This window comes from Alphaproteobacteria bacterium (assembly GCA_039980135.1).
Lineage (GTDB): Bacteria > Pseudomonadota > Alphaproteobacteria > UBA6615 > UBA6615 > UBA8079.
In genome coordinates this window covers 127,962-151,433 of sequence record JBDXCV010000013.1, presented here as the reverse complement: position 1 = coordinate 151,433, position 23,472 = coordinate 127,962, and the positions used below count along the sequence as shown (strand labels likewise).

At 62.0% G+C, this 23,472-nt stretch carries 24 protein-coding genes and 2 tRNA genes; 9 read left to right on the top strand and 17 right to left on the bottom strand.

Features of this window, described 5'->3' with window-relative positions:
* Positions 1 to 279, bottom strand: coding sequence for a succinate dehydrogenase assembly factor 2 (locus ABJ363_16600; GenBank protein ID MEP4380608.1), 279 nt, complete (start codon positions 277 to 279; stop codon positions 1 to 3).
* A gap of 107 nt (positions 280 to 386) precedes the next feature.
* On the opposite strand from ABJ363_16600, the gene recG reads away from it, so the two are divergent.
* Positions 387 to 2,495, top strand: coding sequence for an ATP-dependent DNA helicase RecG (gene recG / locus ABJ363_16595; protein MEP4380607.1), 2,109 nt, complete (start codon positions 387 to 389; stop codon positions 2,493 to 2,495).
* Positions 2,496 to 2,522: 27 nt separating this feature from the next.
* On the opposite strand, the gene ABJ363_16590 is transcribed toward recG, so the two are convergent.
* Together ABJ363_16590 and ABJ363_16585 are read right to left on the bottom strand one after the other, a co-directional pair.
* Positions 2,523 to 3,335, bottom strand: a complete 813-nt coding sequence (locus ABJ363_16590) for a DUF502 domain-containing protein (protein ID MEP4380606.1) — start codon at positions 3,333 to 3,335, stop codon at positions 2,523 to 2,525.
* A gap of 98 nt (positions 3,336 to 3,433) precedes the next feature.
* Positions 3,434 to 3,520: transfer RNA gene (locus ABJ363_16585), tRNA-Leu, on the bottom strand.
* Between the two features lie 136 nt (positions 3,521 to 3,656).
* On the opposite strand from ABJ363_16585, the gene ABJ363_16580 reads away from it, so the two are divergent.
* Positions 3,657 to 4,520, top strand: coding sequence for a universal stress protein (locus ABJ363_16580; protein ID MEP4380605.1), 864 nt, complete (start codon positions 3,657 to 3,659; stop codon positions 4,518 to 4,520).
* A 10-nt stretch (positions 4,521 to 4,530) separates the two neighbouring features.
* Here ABJ363_16580 and ABJ363_16575 read toward each other — a convergent pair whose 3' ends face one another.
* Together ABJ363_16575 and ABJ363_16570 are read right to left on the bottom strand one after the other, a co-directional pair.
* Complete coding sequence (locus ABJ363_16575) at positions 4,531 to 4,902, bottom strand: hypothetical protein (protein MEP4380604.1); 372 nt, start codon at positions 4,900 to 4,902, stop codon at positions 4,531 to 4,533.
* A 31-nt stretch (positions 4,903 to 4,933) separates the two neighbouring features.
* A complete protein-coding gene (locus ABJ363_16570) occupies positions 4,934 to 5,785 on the bottom strand; it encodes an alpha/beta hydrolase (protein MEP4380603.1) in 852 nt (283 codons plus the stop codon).
* A 104-nt stretch (positions 5,786 to 5,889) separates the two neighbouring features.
* Here ABJ363_16570 and ABJ363_16565 point away from each other — a divergent pair, with 104 nt between their 5' ends.
* Positions 5,890 to 6,660 (top strand): hypothetical protein, encoded by a 771-nt coding sequence (locus ABJ363_16565; protein ID MEP4380602.1) that lies wholly within the window; start codon positions 5,890 to 5,892, stop codon positions 6,658 to 6,660.
* A gap of 113 nt (positions 6,661 to 6,773) precedes the next feature.
* Positions 6,774 to 7,469 carry a DUF4126 domain-containing protein gene (locus ABJ363_16560; protein MEP4380601.1) on the top strand — a complete coding sequence of 232 codons (696 nt, stop codon included), beginning with the start codon at positions 6,774 to 6,776 and terminating at the stop codon, positions 7,467 to 7,469.
* A gap of 14 nt (positions 7,470 to 7,483) precedes the next feature.
* Here the strand turns inward: ABJ363_16560 and ABJ363_16555 are convergent, their stop codons facing one another.
* Positions 7,484 to 8,152: a NeuD/PglB/VioB family sugar acetyltransferase gene (locus ABJ363_16555; GenBank protein MEP4380600.1), complete on the bottom strand. Its 669-nt coding sequence runs from the start codon at positions 8,150 to 8,152 to the stop codon at positions 7,484 to 7,486.
* 89 nt (positions 8,153 to 8,241) lie between these two features.
* Here ABJ363_16555 and ABJ363_16550 point away from each other — a divergent pair, with 89 nt between their 5' ends.
* The gene (locus ABJ363_16550; protein MEP4380599.1) at positions 8,242 to 8,649 is read left to right on the top strand and encodes a hypothetical protein; all 408 of its coding nucleotides are present in this window, start codon (positions 8,242 to 8,244) and stop codon (positions 8,647 to 8,649) included.
* Positions 8,646 to 9,023, top strand: coding sequence for a hypothetical protein (locus tag ABJ363_16545; GenBank protein MEP4380598.1), 378 nt, complete (start codon positions 8,646 to 8,648; stop codon positions 9,021 to 9,023). Before ABJ363_16550 ends, ABJ363_16545 begins: the two co-directional genes overlap by 4 nt.
* Before the next feature lie 28 nt (positions 9,024 to 9,051).
* Here the strand turns inward: ABJ363_16545 and ABJ363_16540 are convergent, their stop codons facing one another.
* From ABJ363_16540 to ABJ363_16525, 4 genes are all read right to left on the bottom strand, one after another.
* Positions 9,052 to 10,305, bottom strand: a complete 1,254-nt coding sequence (locus ABJ363_16540) for a GAF domain-containing sensor histidine kinase (GenBank protein ID MEP4380597.1) — start codon at positions 10,303 to 10,305, stop codon at positions 9,052 to 9,054.
* 88 nt (positions 10,306 to 10,393) lie between these two features.
* On the bottom strand, positions 10,394 to 11,656 hold the full coding sequence (locus ABJ363_16535) for an MFS transporter (protein MEP4380596.1): 1,263 nt from the start codon (positions 11,654 to 11,656) through the stop codon (positions 10,394 to 10,396).
* A 129-nt stretch (positions 11,657 to 11,785) separates the two neighbouring features.
* Positions 11,786 to 11,986: a hypothetical protein gene (locus ABJ363_16530; GenBank protein ID MEP4380595.1), complete on the bottom strand. Its 201-nt coding sequence runs from the start codon at positions 11,984 to 11,986 to the stop codon at positions 11,786 to 11,788.
* A 53-nt stretch (positions 11,987 to 12,039) separates the two neighbouring features.
* A complete protein-coding gene (locus ABJ363_16525; GenBank protein ID MEP4380594.1) occupies positions 12,040 to 13,311 on the bottom strand; it encodes a DEAD/DEAH box helicase in 1,272 nt (423 codons plus the stop codon).
* Between the two features lie 304 nt (positions 13,312 to 13,615).
* On the opposite strand from ABJ363_16525, the gene ABJ363_16520 reads away from it, so the two are divergent.
* Positions 13,616 to 14,647, top strand: coding sequence for an aminoglycoside phosphotransferase family protein (locus ABJ363_16520; GenBank protein ID MEP4380593.1), 1,032 nt, complete (start codon positions 13,616 to 13,618; stop codon positions 14,645 to 14,647).
* A 127-nt stretch (positions 14,648 to 14,774) separates the two neighbouring features.
* On the opposite strand, the gene ABJ363_16515 is transcribed toward ABJ363_16520, so the two are convergent.
* Together ABJ363_16515 and ABJ363_16510 are read right to left on the bottom strand one after the other, a co-directional pair.
* Positions 14,775 to 16,019 (bottom strand): class I SAM-dependent methyltransferase, encoded by a 1,245-nt coding sequence (locus tag ABJ363_16515; protein ID MEP4380592.1) that lies wholly within the window; start codon positions 16,017 to 16,019, stop codon positions 14,775 to 14,777.
* Between the two features lie 203 nt (positions 16,020 to 16,222).
* Positions 16,223 to 16,298, bottom strand: a tRNA-Lys gene (locus ABJ363_16510).
* A gap of 334 nt (positions 16,299 to 16,632) precedes the next feature.
* On the opposite strand from ABJ363_16510, the gene ABJ363_16505 reads away from it, so the two are divergent.
* Positions 16,633 to 16,899, top strand: a complete 267-nt coding sequence (locus ABJ363_16505) for a cupin domain-containing protein (GenBank protein ID MEP4380591.1) — start codon at positions 16,633 to 16,635, stop codon at positions 16,897 to 16,899.
* Between the two features lie 100 nt (positions 16,900 to 16,999).
* Here ABJ363_16505 and ABJ363_16500 read toward each other — a convergent pair whose 3' ends face one another.
* The 5 genes from ABJ363_16500 to ssb all read right to left on the bottom strand — a co-directional run bounded on the left by ABJ363_16500 (position 17,000) and on the right by ssb (position 22,060).
* Positions 17,000 to 17,587 (bottom strand): peptidylprolyl isomerase, encoded by a 588-nt coding sequence (locus ABJ363_16500; GenBank protein MEP4380590.1) that lies wholly within the window; start codon positions 17,585 to 17,587, stop codon positions 17,000 to 17,002.
* A 9-nt stretch (positions 17,588 to 17,596) separates the two neighbouring features.
* Positions 17,597 to 18,127, bottom strand: a complete 531-nt coding sequence (coaD, locus tag ABJ363_16495; protein ID MEP4380589.1) for a pantetheine-phosphate adenylyltransferase — start codon at positions 18,125 to 18,127, stop codon at positions 17,597 to 17,599.
* Entirely contained in the window at positions 18,114 to 20,987 is a 2,874-nt protein-coding gene (gene gyrA, locus ABJ363_16490; GenBank protein MEP4380588.1) for a DNA gyrase subunit A, read from the bottom strand. Before gyrA ends, coaD begins: the two co-directional genes overlap by 14 nt.
* 165 nt (positions 20,988 to 21,152) lie before the next feature.
* Entirely contained in the window at positions 21,153 to 21,569 is a 417-nt protein-coding gene (locus tag ABJ363_16485; protein MEP4380587.1) for a VOC family protein, read from the bottom strand.
* Between the two features lie 14 nt (positions 21,570 to 21,583).
* The gene (ssb, locus tag ABJ363_16480; protein ID MEP4380586.1) at positions 21,584 to 22,060 is read right to left on the bottom strand and encodes a single-stranded DNA-binding protein; all 477 of its coding nucleotides are present in this window, start codon (positions 22,058 to 22,060) and stop codon (positions 21,584 to 21,586) included.
* Between the two features lie 277 nt (positions 22,061 to 22,337).
* Between ssb and ABJ363_16475 the strand changes: the two genes are divergently transcribed.
* Complete coding sequence (locus ABJ363_16475) at positions 22,338 to 23,324, top strand: amidohydrolase family protein (GenBank protein ID MEP4380585.1); 987 nt, start codon at positions 22,338 to 22,340, stop codon at positions 23,322 to 23,324.
* Positions 23,325 to 23,472 lie beyond the last annotated feature (148 nt).

The window sequence follows — 23,472 nt, the reverse complement described above, 5'->3', positions numbered from 1 at the left end:
TTAGTCTTCGAGCTTGAAGTCTTGCAGACGTCGCATGATCTCGCCGTTCCAGGCCTCGGGTACGGGTTTGCGCCGGCTGATCCACATGTAGAGGTCCGGGTCGCTGTTCTCGATCAGCGCTTCATATTCGTCGAGCAGCTGTTCGCTAAAACCGTCGAGGTTCCGCCTGGCGAAGTTGCCGAGGATCAGATCGGTCTCCCTGGTGCCGGTATAGATGCTGCGATAGATCAAGCGTTTGATCCGATTCTCGCGTGTTTGCCTGGTCGTTTCTGCGGTCATCTCGCCGGTCCTGTCTGCCCGATGCTGACTCGGGCGTCCATGCTCCCTAGGATATAGCCTTCCTGCGAACTGCTGTCAGCCGCGCGAACCCCATAATCGGTCCTGCCGTGCCCCAACGCGTCCGCCCAGAAATATTGTTCCCGCTTTTCGCGCCGGTCACGGCCTTGAAGGGTGTCGGTCCGCGCATCGGCACCCATATCGAGCGCCTGGTCGGCCCGCAGATCGTCGATCTGATCTGGCACCTGCCGGGCGGGATCGTGGACCGCCGTTACAGCCCCAATCTGGTGGATCTGGAAGCGGGCCGCATCGCCACGCTCGAACTGACAATCACCAGGCATCACGCCCCGCCGGTATCCAACCGGCGGATTCCTTACCGTATCGATTGCCGGGATGACACGGGTGAAATCACCCTGGTCTATTTCCACGGTCGGGCGGACTACCTTGCTTCCGCATTGCCGGAGGGCGAGACCCGTCTCGTCAGCGGCTCGGCCGAGTTCTATGACGGCAAACTCCAGATGACCCACCCGGACATCGTCGCCAAGGTATCGGAGCGCGCCAACGTCATGCGGGTGCAGCCGGTCTACGCGCTGACCGAAGGCCTGTCCCAGAATGTGCTGGGCAAGGCGATCACCGGCGCACTGGATCGCGCTCCAGACTTGGTCGAGTGGCTCGACCCGGCCCTCGTTGCCCTGCGCGAATGGTCGTGCTGGCACGACGCGTTGACGGCAGCCCATACGCCGGGCGAACTGAGCGATCTCGACCCCGCCGCGCCGGCCCGCATGCGCCTGGCCTATGACGAACTCTTGGCGAGCCAGCTGGCGATCATGCTGGTGCGCTCCCATGTCCGAAAACAGGCTGGGCGCCCGATCGCGGGCAACGGGCGGTTGCGATCTCGGGTTCTCGATGCGCTGCCCTTCGAGCTGACCGGTAGCCAGAAAACGGCGATCGTCGATATCGAACAGGATATGGCTTCGGCGCACCGCATGCTCCGGCTACTGCAGGGCGATGTGGGCAGCGGCAAGACCGTGGTGGCGCTGATGGCCATGCTGACGGCCGTCGAAGCGGGGTGCCAGGCCGCGCTGATGGCGCCGACGGAAATCCTCGCACGGCAACACTACGCGACCATCGCCCCACTCGCCGAGGCCGCCGGGGTGCCTTGCGTATTGCTGACCGGGCGGGACAAGGGCAAGGCCCGGACGGAAATCCTGGAGGGACTGGCCGCGGGCGATACACCGCTCGTCGTGGGTACCCATGCGCTCTTTCAGAGCGACATTGTGTTCAATGATCTGGCGGTGGCCGTCGTCGACGAGCAGCACCGATTCGGCGTGCATCAGAGGCTCTTGCTGGCCGAGAAAGGTGCGACGGTCGATGTGCTTTTGATGACCGCGACGCCAATCCCGCGCACTCTCATGCTGGCCGCCTATGGCGATCTGGATGAGTCACAGCTGCGCGAGAAGCCAGCGGGACGCAAGCCGGTCAAGACCACGACGGCCTCGATCGACCGGCTCGACGATGCGGTTGCCGGGGTGCAGCGTCAACTCGATACCGGGGGAAAGGTCTTCTGGGTCTGCCCGCTGGTGGAGGAATCCGAGACCATCGATGTTGCCGCCGCGACTGCACGACATGCGGCCTTGCGCGAACGCTTCGGCGATCGGGTCGGGCTCGTTCACGGCAAGATGCCCGGCAAGGAGAAGGACGTGGTGATGGCGCGATTCGCCGGTGGCGACGTGCCGGGAATCGATGTCCTGGTGGCCACGACCGTGATCGAAGTCGGTGTCGACGTTCCCGAGGCGACGGTGATGGTGATCGAACATGCCGAGCGGTTCGGCCTGGCGCAGCTGCATCAGCTGCGGGGCCGGATCGGACGCGGCGAACGGGACGCCGCCTGCCTGCTGCTGTACGGACATGAAATTGGACAGACCGGTCGCGAACGCCTGCGTGTGTTGCGCGATACCGACGACGGGTTTGAAATTGCGGAACAGGATTTGCGGTTGCGCGGCGCGGGCGATGTCCTGGGAACCCGACAGTCCGGATTGCCGGAGTTCCGGATGGTCAGCCTCGAGGCGCACGGCGAGTTGCTGGCGATGGCCCGCGATGACGCGCGTTTGATCATGGACCGGGACCCCGGCCTCGAATCCGCGCGTGGTGACGCGCTGCGAACGCTTTTGTACCTGTTCGAGAGGGACGCGGCCGTGCGCTACGCGCGCTCAGGTTGACGTCAGTCGTTTTCGCCGACGGGTTTTTTACTCCGCAGAGTTCGTTTTCGACGTGTCGCGAAGTGCGCCCATACCGTCGCCGGGAACGATTGTCGGCTTGTCGCCATTGGCGGCACCGATTCGTTTGATTTTCTGTTCTTCCAGGGGCCGCCGGTCCATCGGTGTCACAATGCCGCCGGAAATAATCATCTTGATTCCCTCCTCCACGGACATCGACAGGGGCATCAGTTCGCGACGCGGCAGGAACAGCAGATAGCCCGATGTCGGGTTCGGCGTCGTCGGCAGGAAGACGTTGACGACTTCGTCATCCGTCAGGGCCTGGACCTCCCCCTTGGTCGCGCCCGTGACGAACCCGATCGCCCAACTGCCGCGGCGCGGGTATTCGAACAACACGACTTGGCGAAAGGCGTCGGATTGACTTTTCAGCACGGTCTCGACGATCTGCTTGGTTGCGCCATAGACGCTGCGGACCACGGGCATGCGATTGACGATGCTCTCGCTCATGCGGACCAGGGTGCGGCCCAGCAACATGCGGGTCAGTGCGCCGATGATAATCAGCACGACAATCAGCACAATCAGGCCCACACCGGGAACTTCGAAGGGCACCAGTGCGTGCAGATAAGTGTTTGGATTGTAGTTCTGCGGGATGAGCGGCGTTATGCGCGCATCGACAAATTTCAGCAGCACCCAGAATAACCAGAGGGTCAGCCCGATCGGCGCGACCGTCAGCAGGCCGGCGAAGAAATAACCGCGCAGCCGGGCGACAATCCCGTGCCGTTTCCGGCCTCCGAGTCCGACTCGGTCCCTGCGTCTGTCAGGTTTTCTGTCTTTGTTCGCCATGGATGCTCCGCATTGCACAACACATATAGTCGTGTGAACGGCGGGTACCAATGCAATATGGCGAAAACACGGGACGTTTTGTCCGTTAAGCCATCGGGTGGTGCGGCAGAGAGGACTTGAACCTCCACGGGCTTGCGCCCACAACGCCCTCAACGTTGCGCGTCTACCAATTCCGCCACTGCCGCTCCGTTCGGAAGCGCGATTTCTTACCCGAACGCCACCGGCGTGGCAACCATTGCAGGCTCGAATTCTTAGCGGCTTGCCCGAACGCACCGACTGGGCGCATTATCAAAGAAAAGCCATACGCGTTGGGAGGCACTTGTGGCGTTTAGCTCGATTTTGGTACCGCTCGAAGAGAGCGAGATTTTAACATCCGTCCTGGCGACCGCTCTGGTCTTCGCCAAGCGCTACGACAGTTATATCGAAGGGCTGTGTATTCGCCCCACCCTTGCCGGGGCCGTCGCGGTCGGGTTCGAGGGCGGCGCTGCCGCACTGTCGGGCACGGAGGAACAGTTCGAACAGGAACAGCGCACCCGCGCAGATCGCCTGCAGACCCAGTTCCGGGAGTTCGTCGCCCAAAACAACATTCCCGAGGCGAGGGACGATTACACCAAGCTGTGTGCCAGTTGGGTGGAAGACGAGGCATCGGGGATCGGTATATTCGGGCAGCGCGCCCGGGTGTTCGACCTGACGGTTGTCGGGCGGCCCATGCCCGGCGCGATGACGCCGGCCATGAACACATTGGAGACGGTGCTGTTTGAATCAGGCCGGCCGGTTCTCATTGCACCGCCGACGATCCCGCAGGATATGGGCCGCCATGTGGTTATTGCCTGGAATGGCGGGACCGAGACGGCCCGCGCCATCGCATTCGCGAAACCCGTTCTGCGTGAAGCCGACCGGATCACCGTGTTGGCCGTCGAGGGCGGCATGGTGCCGGGACCGAGCGCCGAAGACGTGAAGGTCAACCTGCAGCGCGACGACGTGGCGGTCGATGTGCGCGAAGTGTCCGGGCGGCGCTCCGGGGCGGAAGCCGGCAATATCATCCTGTCCGAAACCATGGATGCGGGCGGCGATTTGCTGATCAAGGGCGGTTATACCCAGAGTCGTTTGCGCCAGATGATCTTCGGTGGCGCGACCAGCCAGATCCTCGCGAATGCTGAAATACCGGTGCTGATGGCCCATTAGGGCGCTGGGTTCAGGCGCCCTGCCCCGTTCCCTGCCGCTCGAGTGCGAGCACCAGCTGGCCCACGGCGGTGCGCAGCGCCTGGAATCTCCGTTCCGCCCTGTTCAGGCGACTACTGAGCCGCGGCACGTCCTCCGACATTGCGAGCGTCGACATCGGTTTCGTTACCGGGTCCGCGGCGCCGCGCTGTTCCACCAACCGGTCGAGCGACGCCTGCATCTGCTGGCGCAACACCTGTTCGCGCTCCTGAAACTGCAGCAGCGAATCGATGCGCGCGTTGAGGCGTTTCTGGTCGGACAGCAGGCGGTTCAATTCTACCCGTTGCAGCTCCACGACAGTCGCCAGTTCGCCGGGGGACAAATCCTCGATGGCGTTCTCGCTCATATTGGCCTGAGCTCCCTTGCTCGACGACCGGTCAAACCCTTCCGAAAGCGATAATCTCCTCGGCAAGGGCGTCCGGCTGTTCTTCGTGGACATAATGCCCACACGCGTCGAGTCCCCTGCCCGTCAGCTTCGGCGCCACACTCTCCCACATTTTCAGCACATCGAACGGCCCACCCATGCCGCCGCTGTTGCCCCAAACGCAATGCACGGGTTCAGAAATCCGCGCGTCCGGATTCTCCGCATCGAGCGCGGGGTTTTCGTCGAACATGGCCTTGTAGTAGGCGAACCCGCCACGCAGCGCGCCCGGCTTGGAATAGGCGCGGACATATTCGTCGATCGATTCATCCATATGCGCGGGATTATGGTATTTCGGCCGAAACATCGCCTGAAGGAACAGTTTGATGTCGTGGGCGACGAGTTGTTCGGGCATGTCCGGGATGGCGTTGAAGAAGTAATGCCAGGCGCCGCGGGCGTAGGCGGGCGTGAAATTCGCGAATATCTGGTCATGCGGCACGATATCGACGACGCAGAGCCGGTCGAGCACGCCCGGCCGGTCGAGGGCGTAGCGCCGGGCCACGAGCCCACCCCAGTCGGCGCCGACGAGATAGACATTCTCCAGTCCGAGCGCCTCGCACATGGCGTGGATGTCGTTTGCCACCGTCCGCATGTCATAGCCGTGGACCGGTTTGTCGGAATCGGCAAAACCCCGTAAATCCGGCGCGATACAGCGATAATGCGGCGCCAGAAGCGGCAGCATCTTGCGCCAGGAATAGGATGTTTGGGGCCAACCATGCAGCAAAACCATGGGCGGCCCCTCGCCGCACGACCTGTAGTGCAGCGTCACGCCGTTCGCCTTTACGGTGTCTCGCTTGATCGCCGTCATTTCATGGTTCCTCTGCCGTCGTCCCGCCAAGCGGGAACAGGGTGCAAGAACTCGTGATCCGGCCAGGATGGACGGTTTTCGATTCTTGGGGTACGGTTTGCATTATGCCGGGTCATAAACAAGTTGAAACCCTCTTTCGCCAGCTGGATCTGGTGCCGCGGGTCGGCGAACGTCGCGAAAGTGAGTTATGCGTGATGTCGCTGGTGGCGCTTCTGGCCGGCGAACGCCACACGGACCGTCCCGTCACGGCCTGCCCCGTGATCGCATCCTACGCCATCAAGATCAACGACACCCTCGATTGCGACTCCCGCCAGGCACTCAAGCTGCTGGCCACACGCATCATGGGCACGAATGACGGGCGGCACGCGGAACGCGCATGGCTTCTCGCACGGGTATGCGTGAACGAGGTGTTCGCCTATCTGATGGAAGATATCGGCGCGCCTGCATCGGTTATTACGGCCCTTCCCCGGATGCCTCTCGAGATTGATAGTTCTTTTGATTTCAAGAATTTGTCGAACGAACTTCAACTAATAGGGCGGCAGTATGGCATGGAGCGGAGCCGACTTGCGGACTTCCGTTACCTGCTGCGCGCCTGTGGGCGTGGCAGCACGGAATTCGTGGCAAGCGCCGCCGCCGTGACGATGGTGGATTGTGCGCGGCTTTCCGACGTGCCGCTGGAAGAAAACCGGTACTGGGACGTTGCCGTCGGCCTGTTCGACCGGTTGTGCGATGTCGGACTCAATGAGCGTGTTCCCGGCCGGGTCATGGAAGAAAGTCTGATCACCATGGGCGCCCAGGCGCGCGCAGAGTTCGCCTTCAAGCCGCTGCTGGTCTGGCTGGCAAACGGCCTTCGAAAGCTTCCGAAACCCGCCTGAATCAGGCATTTTGTGATTATGGTGTTTGTGGGGCGCGTTAGGCGCGGCCATTGACAGATACCGCGCGCACCCCAACGTGCAGGGTACGGTATTCACGAATGCGGGAGTGACCGATGGGCGTTGTCGAAACCATAGCCCTCACCATGGGAGTCGCCTGGGCCAGCGGGGTCAATCTCTACGCCGCCATCGCGACGCTCGGGCTGATGAGTACCACCGGCAACATCGACTTGCCCCCGGATCTCGAAATCCTGTCCAACCCGCTTGTTATCGGGGCGGCCGGGTTCATGTTTTTCATCGAATTCTTCGCCGACAAGGTCCCCGGCGTCGATTCCGGCTGGGACACGCTGCAGACCTTCATCCGGATTCCTGCCGGTGCAATTCTGGCGGCCGGTGCGGTCGGTGATGTCGGTGCGGGAGCGGAACTCGCCGCTGTTATCGCGGGCGGAACGCTGGCCGGCGCGACCCATTTCACAAAGGCCGGGACCCGGCTCGCCATCAACACCTCCCCCGAACCTGTCTCCAACTGGACGGCATCAATCCTTGAGGATATCGCGGTCATCGCGGGCCTCTGGGCGGCACTCAATCATCCCATCGTGTTCCTGATCCTGCTGGGCCTCTTCATCTTGCTGATGATCTGGCTGTTGCCGAAGATTTTCCGGGCCATTCGGGCGGTGTACCGCAAGCTGCGGTCCATGTTCGGCGGGGCACCTCCGGATCCCGCGGCCGAAGCGGCTGCCGGCGCCACGGGAACAGCGGCGGCGGAAACCGGTTTCTCGCTCAGTCTGAACGACGAGAAAGCCAAGGATTAGGCTGTCACCCGGGTTCAGCCGGCGTCGTGGACCAGTTCCAGATTCCGTATCGGGCGCGCCGGGATGCCAACGACCGTGTGGCTCGCGGGAACATCGGACGTCACGACCGCGCCCGCACCAACCGTCGCGTCGCGCCCGACAAGAACCCCGGGCAGGAGTGTTGCGTGGGCCCCGAGCAGAGCCCGAGCGCCGAGAACCGCCTCGCCTGTCATGCAGGCGCCCGGTGCCACATGGGCGCCTTCGTCGACGCGCGCACCATGTTCCACCACGGAAGCGGTGTTGATCACGGCCAGGCGTCCGATTGCGGCCTCGGCGTTGATGGCTGCATTCGGCATGACCAGCGCGCCGGGGCCGATGGCCGCGCTCGGAGAGACCACGGCGGACGGGTCGATCAGCACCGCCAGGGGTATGGCATGTCGCCCGGCGTCCTCGGCGAGTGCCAGACGCCTTGTATTGTCGCCGATGGCAATGAAAAGGGCGGTGTCCCGGGGCCAGTTCGCAAACAGGTCGGTTTCATGGCGGTCCAGCAGCGGAACACCGAGAATATCGGAGACACCCGCGAACGCAGGATCGCAAAAGCCGATCACGGACCAGCCGCTACGCCGCGCCACGTCGGCGCATGCGCGGCCATGGCCCCCCGCGCCGGCGATAATCAACGGCCTGTTTGCTGAATTTACGGACATCGGCACAGTGTCGCCGCGCCCGGTTATCAAACGGTTAACCCTGTCCCGGCCTTGCAGAACACGAGGCCGGGATGTGTTAGGAATGGTCCATGCGCACGATGATTGCCCTCTCGGTACTGATAACGGCCCGGCTGGTGGCCACCGCCGCCGCCGATCCGGCAATCACCGACGCGACAGGGCAATGGTATTGCCTGCCCGACGATCCGCGTCAGCCGCAAATCCAGATCGATTTCATCGAGGATGCCTATCGCCGGTGCGATCAGCATATCTGCTCGATTTACGACCTCTCGCCGCTCACGCAGTCGGGTGACCATGTCCGAATCGCGTTTGGGGGTGTGGGGGTGCTGGAGGCCCGCCTGGACGGTTCGCGTTATGTCGAGACGGTCAGGGTCGGCGCCGACACGATCATCAACCAGGGCGGCTGTGAATTTCGCCATCTCGACGACCTGCACCTCGAAGGCACCGGCGCGTCCGCATCGGCGCGTGCAAAGCTTTGATCGCACTGCCCCATCGGGTGTTCATTCTGGGATACGTCATCGCCCTCACGGCCGTGACCATTTTGTCGCTGATCCCCCAGCCTGAGCTGGACGTGCCCGAAGGCACCGACAAGGCGCTGCACCTGCTGGCCTACGGGGTGATTGCAGGCTGCGGCGGGTTGGGTTTCTCCAACTGGGACATTCGGATCATTTCCGGCACCACTGCGATCGGGGTCGGCATACTTCTGGAGTTCGCACAGGGCAGTTGGGTCGGTCGCAATGCCAGCGTGGGCGATGCCCTTTCAAATTCGGCAGGGGTCTTTCTGGGGCTCGCCGTGGCCTATGTGGTGTTGCGTCTGTGGGCGCACCTGTTCCCGGTCCAGCACACCCGCTGACAAGATGCCCGGAGCCCGTTCCGGGTGGCTAGTTCGCGGCCGTTCGATATGCCGGAAAGCGAAATGTCACGCGCGTACCCGATCCGGCCGAGCTCACGATGTCGAGGTGACCACCATGCATCTCGATAATTTTCCGGCTCAGGGGCAGGCCAAGACCGAGCCCTCGACAGGGTTGAGCCGGACTGTTCTCGACATGGCCAAAAGGCGCCATGGCATGTTCGATCGCTTCCGTCGGTATGCCAGGGCCATGATCCACGACGCTGATTTCCAGGTTCCCGCTGAACTGCACATCGATGCGAACCGGATCGGTACCGGCCGTCGCCTGCAGGGCATTGCGAACGATATTCTCTAGCGCAAATCCCATCTGATCCGGATCGCATTTCAGCTCCGGGCAATCGTCCTGAATAACGATTTCGACCGGGCGATTGTCGTTCATGCCGCCAATCTCGGGCACGGAACTGGTGCCGCGTTCGATCAGTTCGGCGACGGGCACGGATTCCTCCTCCAGAACGATCTCGCCGCGTTGCACCTGTGTCCAGTTGAGCATCGTCTCGATGCGGTGCAGCAGCGTGTAACCGCCCTGCTCGATCAATTTTGCGTATTCCGCAGTGCGGGATGCCGATATATCGTTGGCGGCATTCATGGTGATCAAACTCGAAAACCCGATGATCGCGTTCAACGGCGTCCGCATTTCATGGTTGAGCATCGCCAGAAAGGCTTCCTTCGCGTCGTCCGCATTCTTGAGCTGGATCGAACGGGATTCTTCCGTGGACAGCCGGTCCGCCCTTCTTTCTATTGCATCGGTCGCGAGCTGGGCGAGATCGCGCATGGCGTCGAGGGTCGTGCTGGATGGATATTCCCGCGGTTCCGTATCGACCGCGCAGATTGTACCGATCCGAAAACCGTTGCGCGTGACGAGCGGCATGCCGGCATAGAACCTCACATGGGTCTCGCCGGAAACCAGGGGGTTATCGAAGAATCGGCTGTCCTGGCTGAGGTTCGTGCAGACGAGGATGTCGTCGGACATGATGGCGTGAGCGCAGATCGCGTTGTCGCGCGCCGTTTCCTGAATATCCACGCCGATACATGATTTAAACCATTGCCGGTCGTCATCCACCAGTGTGACGAGGGCAATCGGGGTCTTCATGACCAACGCAAGGAGCCGAGTGACGCGGTCGAATTCCGGCTCTGGTTCGGAATCCAGTATCCTGAGGGAGTGCAACTCTCGAAGGCGGGCCTCTTCCTGCAACGGAACCGGATATTGTCTCGTCGATGTGGACATCAAGGCATGTGCTCTTGTTCGTGGGCTCTTACTTGATACGTGAGATATCCACGACGGATCACTACCGCGCGCAACAAGCCGCTGTTTTCTAGTTTTTGTTGCGCGGGTCGACTTCGTCCTTGGAGGGGGGGACGTCGTCGACGCGCAGGTAGAACAGGACGGTGGTGAACAGCAGCGCCGCGAGTATCGCGAACGTCCAGCGATAGGCATCGGCGGGGGTCCGGCCGAGACTGTCGGTGGGGAATAAATCGATGAAAAGGCCCGTCGCAACCTGGACGAGAAAAACGCCGCCCCAGATGAACAGATTGATCGCCGTCACCAGGCGGCCGACATAGCGATCGGGAAACAGTGCGCGCGCATGCGCAAATATCGGAGAGGACAGGCCCGAACATAGTCCCAGCGCGACCATCGCGCCGACGGCAAATATCAGCGAACTCCCGTCGGCGACGGCAAGCAGAGCAAACCAGAACGCCATGAGTATCGCGCCGGCGGCAACGACCATGCGCCGCGTGTCGAATACCCGGTCGAGGGGGCCGATTACGATGGCGCTGATCAACCAGGCAAGCGAGATCGCAAAGATGATATTGCCGCGCGCGATCAGGTCGGAGCCGAACACGTCGTTGAGATACGGACCGACCCACAACGCCCGGAATGTAAGGAAAGAACCGACCGCCATGCCGCCGACGCAGCCGATGGCGTAGAGCTTCGGTTCGCGAAACACGATCGAGAGGCCCCGAATGACCTGAATCAGGCTTTCGCCGGGACCTGACGGGGCCGGGCTGTCCGGCGGTCGATCCCGCACTGTCAGGAGGATGACGCCGATCAGCACGATGGCGAAGGCGCTGACCGAGGTCAGCGTGTCACGCCATCCGAAGGCCGCCGTGGCGGCGGCGAAAGGGGTTGCGGACAGGAGCATGCCGGTCCCGCCCACGCCGACGGTCAGCGCGGTCATGGTCGCCAGCCTGTCCCGGCGCACCCAGCGCGACAACAGGACGATCGTCCCCATGAAGATCGGCGCGATGCCCCATCCGGTAACGAGCAACCACGCCGTCAGTCCGGTGGTGGTTGTTGCGAGCGAAAAGCCGAGAACCCCGCATGCCGTAATGAACAGAAATGCGGCGACCGTGATGCGCGCACCGAACCGGTCGAGCAGCACACCCGCGGGCAACTGCATGACGGCCGACCCGAAGAACAGTGCCGCAGGCAATGCGCTGAGCTGGCCCGCGGTCAATTCGAGCTCGGCGCGCAGATCGGGCGCGATGACCGCCGGGATCGAGCGCAGAAACTGGCTCAGGATGAATGCGAGGCCGAGTCCGGGCGCCATGGCGAGGATGTAGCGGGTACGAGACATGTGCATGCTGGTACAGCAAAACCCGGCCACAGGAAATCCGGCGTTAAACGGACGAAGGGCGCCCCCAAGCGGGGACGCCCTTCCAAACTCAACCGGCACCGCGGTTTCGCGGTTCGGCGATATGTCGCGTTACTCCGCCTTGTCGTCCCGAACCGGCGCGTCCCCGCCGATGTCGGTGGGAAGGGCGTCGGAGGCTTGCGCGCCAGGCTCCACTTCACCGCGTCGTTCGTCCGCCGCCGCCCGCTTGGCCTCGGCCTTCGCGGCCTTCTTCTCCTTCTTCTGGAGTTCGCGTTGGCGTTTCTCGAAACTGTAATTCGTCTTGCGTGCCATGCTTACCTCACTTCCAGAGCCTGAAATGGCCCGTTGGGCAATGTTCGTTAGGTTCAGGCAGCGCGGCGTGACGGCCTGCGCTGGCGTCCGGAGCGTCGTTTCTGACCTCCCGAACGTCCCTGTTGCCCGCCCTTGTTGCCGGCCCACTTGCCTTGGCGACCGCCTCTGGGCGCCTTCGCGGCGGCATGCAGCGGACGTTCGCCGCTGGCGGTATCCACAGGTCGACCGATCAGTTTCTCAATATCCTTGAGTTCACCGTACTCGGTATCGTCGCAGAACGACAGGGCCACACCCTCGGAACCGGCGCGCGCGGTGCGGCCGATCCGGTGGACATAGCTCTCGGCTTCATTCGGCAGTTCGAAGTTGATCACATGGGTGATGTCCTTCACGTCGATGCCGCGCGCCGCGATGTCAGTGGCGACGAGAACCCGTACCCTGCCCTTGCGGAAGGCGTCGAGCGCCTTCTGCCGGGCGGCCTGGGACTTGTTGCCGTGAATGGCGGCGGCCTCGATTCCGGCTTTCACCAGATTGTCGGCGACCCGGTTAGCCCGGTGCTTCGTGCGGGTAAATACGATCACCCGCTTCATATCCTTGTCGGCCAGAAGTTCACGCAGGAGGGCCTGCTTTTCCTTGGCGTTCACGAAATGCACCGCCTGGCGGATCGCCTCGACAGCAACCGTCTTCGGCGCGATGTCGATCCGTTCGGGCTCATAGAGCATGTCGTGTGACAGCTTGACCACTTCCGCCGGCATGGTCGCCGAGAACAGCAGCGACTGGCGATCCTCGGGCAACTTGGCGAGGATCTTTCGCACATCGCGGATGAATCCCATATCCAGCATGCGGTCGGCCTCGTCGAGGACGAGATGTTCCACATGGTTCAGGTTCACATGGCCCTGTTCCATCAGGTCAAGGAGCCGGCCCGGGGTGGCGACGACCACGTCGACGCCGCGGCGCAGCTTGGTGACCTGGGCATGCTGCGAAACACCGCCGAAGATGACGACATGGCGCAGATGCAGATATTTGCCGTAGGCATGGAATTCGTCGCCGATCTGGATGGCGAGTTCGCGGGTCGGTGCCAGGATGAGCGCGCGCGGGTGGCTGCGCTTGCCGTCGCCGTGGCCGCGCGAGAGCACGTGCAGGATCGGCAGCGCGAAGGCGCCGGTCTTGCCGGTGCCGGTCTGCGCGACACCGAGAAGATCCACGTCCTCGAGAAGCCGCGGAATGGCCTGGGCCTGGATCGGTGTGGGGGTGTCATGATTGCGGTCAGACAACGCCCGCAGGATCGGATCGGCGAGGCCGAGATCCGTAAAACTGGTTTCGTTCACTTGAAAGTCCTTAATCGCCACAGGCCCGGTCGATTGATCGACTCGGTTTCGCCTTGGCGTTCTGCCGCTTCCGGGCGCGGCCGGATCGGCTCTATTTCTTGATTGTCATTCTCAAGATATGCGCCGGTTTGATACGGCGCTTCGCGCAATCGCGAGACAACTGATGGCCGCTATGTGGGCGCATGCCGGTGATTTGTCAAGGAAATCAGAAATTTATAGGTTACCGGATGCTTAACCATATCGAAGCTTCGGTTATATTTGGCGGGCGCACACGCGCGTTTTCTTGAGCTGAAGGAAGAGACCCATGGGGGAAGAAGCGAGCGTCATTGCACCCGCGTCTCCACAGCCGGACGCCGAACTCATCGCGTCATTACGTGCCGCGGGGCTTGTCGAGGACACGGCCAGCTATGTGCGCCTCACGGGCGGAATCTCGTCGGACATCTGGAAAGTCACCACCCCTGAACGCAGCTTCTGCGTGAAACGCGCGCTGCCGCAACTTGCGGTGGAGGTTGAGTGGCAGGTCCCGGTCGAGCGAAATCGCTTCGAGGTGGACTGGTATCGGATCTCGGCGGAACTCGTGCCCGGCGCTGCGCCGACGGTGCTGACACATGACCCGGACGCGATGTTATTTGCCATGGCGTTTCTCGATCCGTCCGATTTCAAACTCTACAAGGACGAACTTCGTGACGGTCACGCCGATCCGGAGGTCGCCGCCGAAGTCGGGCGCCGGCTTGCCCGCATTCACGCCGGTACCGCCGGGCGGGACGCGTTGAAGGAGACTTTTCCACGCAACGATATCTTTCACGCGATCCGGCTCGAACCCTATCTCGAAGCCACGGCGGGCCCGCACCCGGACCTGCGCGACGCGTTGTTCGGGCTGAGCGCGCGTACCCACGCCACCCGCCTGGCAATGATTCATGGCGATGTCAGCCCCAAGAACATCCTCATCGGACCCGATGGCCCGGTGTTCCTGGATGCGGAATGCGCCTGCATCGGCGATCCGGCGTTCGACCTGGCCTTCTGCCTCAACCATTTCCTGCTGAAATGCCTCTGGACCCCGTCCGCCAAGCCCGACTTCCTCGATTGTTTTCAGGCGATGACCGACGCCTATCTGGCCGGCGTGACCTGGGAGACACCCGACGAGATGGAAGCCCGCACGGCGAGCCTGCTACCGGGGCTGTTCCTGGCGCGTGTCGACGGCAAGTCGCCGGTCGAATACGTCACGGAAGACGCACAACGCGACCGGGTGCGCCGCGTGGGCCGCGCCCTGCTCCAGGCCCAGCCCTCACGCCTCGCCGAGGTTCGCGCAGCCTGGGAAGCGGAACTGAAGACATAGCCGGAATTTCTGACGTTAAGGGTGACGGGTGTATGGGGCCAACCTCTCGGTACGCTCGGGCGAGACTGAGGACGTCTTCATCCTGCATTTTGCCATCGGCGCGGCGGTGGACGCAGAGCTGACAGCTTTACGGGGTCGGCACCTGCAAGACCATGCGGTTGATGGCGTTCATTGTGTCGTAGAAATCATCGAACTGGTTCTTGAAGTTTGACCATTCGAGGTCGCTGCGCACCCGCAGAATATCGTCATAGATATCCGACAAACTCTTTTGACCGTCACACCGTTGTACAATCGCCCGCGCCAGGGGCGGCACCGAAAGCGAATATTGCAGACCGTTTCTTGACCGGGTGACCGTGCCGCCGGGAGGTATCTGGCTGGCGCCGTCTTCCGGCGTCATATCGAGCAAAACAGGAATGACCGCCGGGTCGTCGGGCGTGGGGAGAACGACAGGGTTGTCGGCGCGTACGGCGTAGAAAATGTGTTTTTTTATGTTGCCCGCCAGCAATTCGCCGAACGCCGCACGTTCCATCTGTTCCATATTCCGCACGCTCTCAAGCAGAGCCGGCGATTTCAATAAACGCGCCGGGTCGTAGTCGGCCAGTGGCAGCAATCCCGTGATGCGCAACCCGGCGGCATTCGTCAATTCCGCCAGTTCGGGCACACGATAGGCGCGGTCCTGGGAATGCAGCAGCAAATCGAAGATGCCCGCGTCGCCGCCCCCTTTGTGATCGGTCAATTGACCGTTGCGCACGAACCAGTTGGTCGGCGGCAGCGCCTGGAGCAATCGCTTGGCAGTATCAACTCGATCAGAGGGGTCTTCATCGACCGGCGCAAGTGTCCGCAACATGTCCTGCAGATGGTAGACGCCGGTTCGACCAAGCTCGCCATACACCATGATGCCGAGACCGCCATCCGGGGCCAGCACCGACATGAGGGCGTGCAGCCCTGCCAACGGGTCTTCGAGGTGATGGAGTACGCCGCAGCAATCAATGTAGTCGAATGTGTCGAGGCCCAGTTCGCCGACGTCGAGTAGTGAACCCTGCACAAACTCGATATTTTTCAGCCCGCGAACCTCTGTACGCTGGCGTGTGATGTTCTGGCTTTCGGCACTGAGATCGAGATGAACGACTGTTCCCGGGACACCGGCGTCGGTCATTTGCTGACCCAGCATGATCGCGGCGTCTCCGGTGCCGCCACCGGCTACGAGAACGCGCAGAGAGTGCTTCAAATCGCGTCGGCCACCGAACGCGAAATGGTTGACCTGAAACAGCTGACTTGGTGAGACAACGCGCAAGCGTTTCGTTTCGTCTTGCGGATTCCGGGCCGGATAGGGATAGGCCTCATACTGTGCCTGAACATGGTCATCTATCATGGAGACAAAGCCTATTCTTCGTGCTTTTCCGAAGCCGAACGGGTGCGACCGGTACATTTGGTTCGGGAGTCCTATTCAAGCACTTTGCCAATAGGGTCGCAAAAGATGTTGCCGCCGCACACGGCTGCAACCCACCTGCGCAGCGCGCATCGACCCGACAATGCGAACAGGTCCGGTATCAGGTTGCGGGATGTCCGGAAAAGTGGTGGGCACTGTAGGATTCGAACCTACGACCGTTCGATTAAAAGTCGAATGCTCTACCAACTGAGCTAAGTGCCCCCACGGCACGCGCGGCCATCGGAAACGGGCGTGCGGTTCGGCGTAACGTGGTTTTAGGAACGCGCACGCCTCGGGTCAATGGTACAAGCGTCCATAGTTTCGTTTTCGGTTGGTCGACGGGTTTGGGCACGCCGTGTCCGTGCCGAAATCTGGCGGGCAACCGGAAACAGGGATCAATCCCGGATGTGGAAGAGGAGCAATTTCGATGGCCGTTTACAAAACGCAAGACCTGCAGATGACCCCCGACGTCAAGAACCCGAAAATCAACATGGTCCAGTTGGGCGGCGAGATGATCAAGGTCGGGATCGTCACCTAAGAGGACGAGGAAGGGCCGCTGCCCCATTCCCATCCCAATGACGAGCAGTATGTGTATGTGCTCGCAGGCCGGGCGGCCCAGCTGCTCGGCGACGAGATCACCTCCGTCGGTCCCGGGGACATCGTTCACATTCCACGGCATACCGTCCACGGCATGCGGGTGCTTGAAAGCCCCTACCGTTTCTTCACCTGCAAGAGCCCGTCCGGGACCGGACAGTTGAGCGAGGACTATACCGAGGTGCCGAATGCCGCCGAGTTGCAGCGGCGCCTGGCCGAGACTTCCTAGGGAACGCGTTTCGTAACGAAACAGCGGGTTGCGGCACGGCCCTGCGGCGTACGTTCAGCAGACCGCCGGTGCCAAGCCGGAATGGCCGTGAGGCGGTCGCCTATTCGGCGTCGGCCGCGACCTGAACCTTGATCATCCGGTCCGGGTCCTGGACGGCGCCGCTGGAGCCCTCGCCCCGCTTGATCGCGTCGACCAGTTCCATGCCGTCGGTCACCTGGCCCCAGACGGTGTACTGGCCGTCGAGGAAGGATGCGTCGTCGAAGACGATGAAGAACTGGCTGTTGGCACTGTTCGGGCTCTGGGCACGGGCCATGGAAACCGCGCCGCGGCCATGGTTTGTGTCGGAGAATTCGGCCTCCAGATCGGGCAGCTTTGACCCGCCGGACCCTGTGCCGGTCGGGTCTCCGGTCTGGGCCATGAATCCGTCGATGACACGATGGAAGACGATACCGTCATAGAAACCCTCGCGGGCCAGCTCCTTGATGCGTGCGACATGATTGGGGGCTATTTCCGGCAATAGCTGGATCGTCACGCGGCCGCCTTCGAGGTCGATGTATAGAGTGTTTTCCAAGTCGCGCTCCTGTGCACGGGTTTGGGCCTGAGCGGTGCCGTCGTGCACCGCGAACCCGTCAATTGTGAAGAAGCCGAACGCTGCAATGAGCGCGGCCAGAAAAAATCGTCGTTTGATCATGGGTGTTTACTCGTTGACGGCCTGCAGGTCGAGCCGCCCAAAGCGTTCATTCACGCGCCGGGCAACGTTGGATGAAACGAAGCTCGTGATGTCCCCGCCGAGCGCCGCGATTTCCTTGACGAGACGCGAGGCGATGAACTGGTGTCGCTCCGAAGCCATCAGAAACAATATTTCTATGTCGGCATTAAGGCGGGCATTCATGCCGGCCATCTGGAACTCATAGTCAAAGTCCGAGACCGCACGCAGGCCGCGCAGAATACAGTCGGCTTTTTCCGCCTCGGCAAATTGCATGAGCAGGGAATCGAAGGGTTTGACCTCGATCACGCCAACTTTCGGGTCTTCGAGCGCGGCCACCTCGTCGCGCACCATCTCCACCCGCTCGTCGAGCGAGAAGAGCGGCCCCTTGCCCGCATTCACGGCCACGCCGATCACCAGCCGGTCGAGCACACGCGCACCGCGTCGGATTATGTCCATATGCCCGTTGGTCGCCGGGTCAAATGTGCCGGGATAGACTCCGACACGTTCAGTCTTCGCCATTTTCGTCCTCGAGCGCCGTCTCTTCGCTGCTGTCGGCATCGGGGCTGTCTTCGCCCGTTTCCGCAACATTCTCGTCCTCTGGCGTCCCGCTCCCCGTTTCCGCGCCGTTTTCGGCGTCTTCATCCTCATCATCGTCGCGCAAATGGGCGACGGTCACAACCCGTTCGTCGTCGGCGACCCGGAACAGGGTGACTCCGCGGGTCGAGCGCCCGGCGATTCGCACATCGCCGACGCCCGTGCGGATGAGCTGGCCGCCGTCCGTAACCATGACGAGCTGGGTATCCTCCTCGACCGGGAATGACGCCACGACGGCATTATCCTTGACGTCGGACAGCGTGATATTGACCACGCCCTGCCCGCCCCGGTTGGTGATCCGGTATTCATAGGCCGATGTGCGCTTGCCGAAGCCATTGGCCGTGACCGAGAGGATAAACTGCTCCTGTTCGGCCAGTTCGGCGTAGCGTTCATCGGACAATTCGATGGCATCGCCTGTTTCGGTGGCGGTTTCGGCTTCGTTCGTTTGCGCTGCTGCCGCCGGGCCGGATGCCGTCTCGGCCTCGTCGCTATCCGCCTCGGCCCGTTCCGCGCGGCTGCGCTTGAGATACGCCTCGCGTTCCTCGACGGAGAACTCGGCGTGGGACAGGATCGACATGGAGATCACTTCGTCCCCCTCGCCCAGCCGGATGCCGCGCACGCCTGTCGAGTTCCGCCCGGCAAATACGCGCACGTCGGTCGCCTCGAATCGGATCGACTTCGCTTTGGACGTTGCCAGCAGGACATGATCGGTGTCCTCGCAAGGCTGTACGCCGACGAGTTGGTCACCCTCATCGAGCTTCATGGCGATCTTGCCGTTGGATTTGACCTGCACGAAATCCGACAGCCGGTTGCGCCGCACGTTGCCCGACACGGTCGCGAACATCACGAACAGGTTCTCGGCCTCGGACTCGTCCTCGGGCAGCGGCATCAGAGTGGTGATGGTCTCGTCTTCCTCGAGCGGCAGCACATTGACCAGCGCCTTGCCGCGGCCCTGGGGCGTTCCGACCGGCAGATTGTAGACCTTGGTCTTGTAGACCATGCCGCGGGACGAGAAGAACAGCACCGGCGTGTGGGTGTTGAGCACGAAGACGGAATCCACGAAATCCTCATCGCGGGCCTTCATCCCCGCCCGGCCTTTGCCGCCGCGCTTCTGCTCCCGGTAAGTCGAGAGCGGCACCCGCTGGATGTAGCCGTTGTGGGTCACGGTGACGACCATGTCCTCGCGCTGAATAAGGGCTTCCAGATCCTGCTCGAACTCGCCCTCGATGATTTCGGAGCGACGCGGATCGGCAAATTCCTCGCGCATGGCCATCAGCTCATCACGCAGGATGCCGTAAAGTTTCTGGCGGTCGTCGAGGATCGAGAGATACTCCTTGATCCGTTCGACCAGCTCCTTCAGGTCGTTGGCGATCTTGTCGCGTTCCAGTCCCGTCAGGCGGTGCAGGCGCAGTTCGAGGATCGCCTTGGCTTGCTCCTCGGAGAGCTGATAATTGCCCTTCTCGTCCACTTCCCGGCCCGGTTCGTCGATCAGCGCAATCAGCGGTGCGACTTCTTTGGCCGGCCACATCCTGGCGCAAAGTTGTTCGCGGGCATCCGCGGCATCCTTGGCGGCACGGATCAGCTCGATCACCGGGTCCAGATTGGCCACCGCGACGGCCAGGCCGACCAGCGTATGAGCTCTGTCCCGTGCCCGGCCGAGCTCGTAGATCGTGCGCCGGGTAATGACCTCTTCGCGGAAGGCAACGAAGGCGGCGATGATCTCCTTGACGTTGAGGAGTTCCGGCCGGCCGCCATTCAGCGCCAGCATGTTCACCCCGAACGAGGTCTGCAGCTGGGTGTAGCGGAACAGCTGGTTGAGCACGACTTCGGGCTCAGCGTCGCGTTTCAGTTCGATCACGACCCGAACCCCGTCACGGTCGCTCTCGTCGCGCAAGTCGGCGATGCCCTCGATGATCTTCTCGTGGGCGACCTCCGCGATCCGCTCGATCATCCGCGACTTGTTCACCTGATAGGGAATTTCCGTGACGATGATGGCGTTCCGCCCGGCGCGGACCTCTTCAAACGCCGTCCTGGCGCGGATCACCACCGATCCACGCCCGGTATTGAAGGCCGCACGAATGCCGCTGGTCCCCAGAATGATGCCGCCGGTCGGGAAATCCGGCCCGTGCATGACCTCGAGCATTTCGTCGATCGTCGTCGCCGGGTTGTCGATATACATGCAGCAGGCGTCGATGACCTCGCCCAGATTGTGGGGCGGGATGTTGGTTGCCATGCCCACGGCGATGCCGCCGGCGCCGTTGACCAGCAGATTGGGATACTGGGCCGGCAGGACGACGGGTTCGTTGACGGTCTCGTCGTAGTTCGGCTGGAAATCGACGGTTTCCCGGTCGATATCCTCGATCAGCGAGTGCGCCGCCTTCGACATGCGTGCCTCGGTGTAACGCATGGCTGCGGCACGGTCGCCGTCCATGGAACCGAAATTGCCCTGGCCGTCGATCAGTTCCAGGCGCATGGAGAAATCCTGGGCCATGCGCACCATGGCGTCGTAGATCGCGCTGTCGCCATGGGGGTGATATTTACCCATGACCTCGCCGACGATGCGGGCGGACTTACGATAGGGCCGGTTGTACTCGAAACCGGACTCCTTCATCGAATACAGGATGCGCCTGTGAACCGGTTTCAGCCCGTCTCGCACATCGGGCAGCGCACGGGATACGATGACGCTCATGGCATAATCGAGATACGAGGACTTCATCTCGTCCTCGATGGTCACCGGCGCGATATCGAAACCGTCCGGCGGAAGCTCTGCCGATTGATCACTCATGATGTTTTATCAACGCTGTACGGCGCGAAATTAATGTAATTTCGAGCAAGCCGAATCGGGTGCATTTTCATCATCAGAGACTACCTGAAACAGGGGATTCGGGCAAGGAATGCGGGGGTTCCTGAACGTCGTGTTTCCGGGACGAGTCGCCGCACAGAATCCGCTTTATTCTGCCGCTGATTCGAGGCTCAAGTCCCAGAACGTTGCCTCGATCTTGTGGCCATCGGGATCGCGGATAAAGCACCCGTAGTAAGGCGCTCCATACGCGGGGCGCGGCCCCGGAGTGCCGTCGTCCTGCGCGCCGGCGGCGATTGCCGTCGCATGAAATTCATCCACCGACGCCTTGTCGGGGGCGATGAAGCCGATATGGGTCCCATTGCCGACACTCGCGGATGCGCCGTCGTGGGGCGCCTGCACGAAAAACTCCGGGAACGCCCTGCCCCAGGCAACCATGCCGTCATGTTCAAGCACACGGCGGCAACCCAGCGTCGTCAGGACCTGATCGTAGAATGTCACCGCACGGTCAAAATCGTTGGTGCCGATCGAAACGTGCGAAAGGATGCTCGGCATGTCGTCAGTCACGGCGTGTGCTCGGCCTAGAACGGGATTTCGTCGTCCAGGTCGTCGCCGCCGCCCATGCCGCCACCGCCGCCGCCGGCCATCGCTGGCTGCTGCTCATGGGGTGGCGGGGCATCGTATCCGCCACCACCACCGCCACCACCACGGCTGTCGAGCATGACCATCTCGCCGCGAAAGCGCTGCAGCACCACCTCGGTCGTGTACTTGTCCTGGCCCGACTGGTCGGTCCATTTCCGGGTCTGGAGCTGGCCTTCGAGGAACACCTTGGCGCCCTTCTGGAGATACTTCTCGGCCACCTCGACCAGCTTCTGATCGAAGACCACCACCCGATGCCACTCGGTCTTTTCCTGCATCTCACCGGAATTGCGGTCCTTCCAGCGTTCCGACGTGGCGACGGACAGGTTGCACACCTTGTCGCCGGACTGCATGGAGCGAATTTCCGGGTCGCGGCCCAGATTTCCGACGAGAATGACTTTGTTGACGCTGCCTGACATGGGTTGTGTCTCCTGAGACTTGGGAATCGATCATCATGCGCCCTGAAAAGGCTGCGACTCGGGGCGCAAATCCACGCTCACACTGGCATGGGGCCAACTGCCCCACAAGCGGTCTGGACGGGGAGTTATCCCCATGATATTCATGTTTTGTTCTCATGTCCATCAGGCCGTGTATTTCACGCTGAACTGCGCCTGGGAACGGGAATAATTGTCGTCAAAAGTCCCCATTGGAGGCAAAGTCGACGAAAGCTCAATCAGCGGAAGAGCGGAATAGTACGTGGCGACCGTCATCGACATTCATACCCATGCCTTCGGCCAAGCCTATCTGGATTTGCTCGGCGAAAGCGGTGCGCCCGACTATGGCACCCGGCGGATGCCGGACGGTCGGGAATATCTGGTCGAAAAAGGCGTCCCCGCCGTCGCGCTGCGGCCCGAGGCGTTCGACTACGAGGCCAAAATCCACCAGATGGATCAATTCGGCATCGACCTCGCGATTATCTCGCTGAGCTCCCCGGGGGTTTTCTGGGGCGGGGAGGCCATCAGCAGCAAGGCCGCGGTGCTGGTCAATGACAGCCAGGCCGCCGCCCAGACGGCCTACCCGGACCGGATACGCTGGCTCGCCACCCTCCCATGGGAGTATCCTGATCTGGCCGTCGCCGAACTCGACCGCGCCGTCAAACAGGGTGCGGTCGGCGTGATGGTGATGGCCACGATCGGCGGGCGCCATCTGGTGGACCCGCTTTTCGAGCCGGTCTGGAATGCGATTGACCGCCATGCGTTGCCGGTCCTGGTCCATCCGACGGCACCGTTCGGTGCGAAGGAGGCCGAGTTTTCGCGCGAGCGAATTCTGATGCCGGGTGTCGGATTCATGTTCGATACCACCTTGTGTATCGCCCGCATGATCCTCGACGGTTTTCTGGATCGCCATACGCGGCTGAAACTCATTGCCGCCCATGGTGGCGGCTTCCTGCCCTATGTCGCGGGCCGCATCGACATGCTCTTCGACCGGGAGACCCTGATCGAGGGAAACATAGATCGTCCGCCGAGCCGCTATCTTGAAGACATCTGGTTTGATTCGGTCGTCTACAATCCCGGCGCCCTCGATCTGTGCATTGAGACATCCGGGCCCGGCAACGTGATGTTCGGTACCGATCTCCCCATGTCCGCCGACGTCGAGAAGCTCTATGCCGTCGTCGACCGCCTGCCCGCCGATCAGGTGAAGGCCATCAAGGCCGGCACCGCGCGGAGGCTGTTCGGACTTTGATAAACTGCATCCGAGACACCCATCGCCTGACCCCACAACAAACGGCACTGTTGTACCCATACTTCGGCTCTGTCCACTGGCCTTTCGATCCTCACCGCGCCATATTCCAATCAGGTACTGGATCACACCAGCGACGGCTGAAAACCGC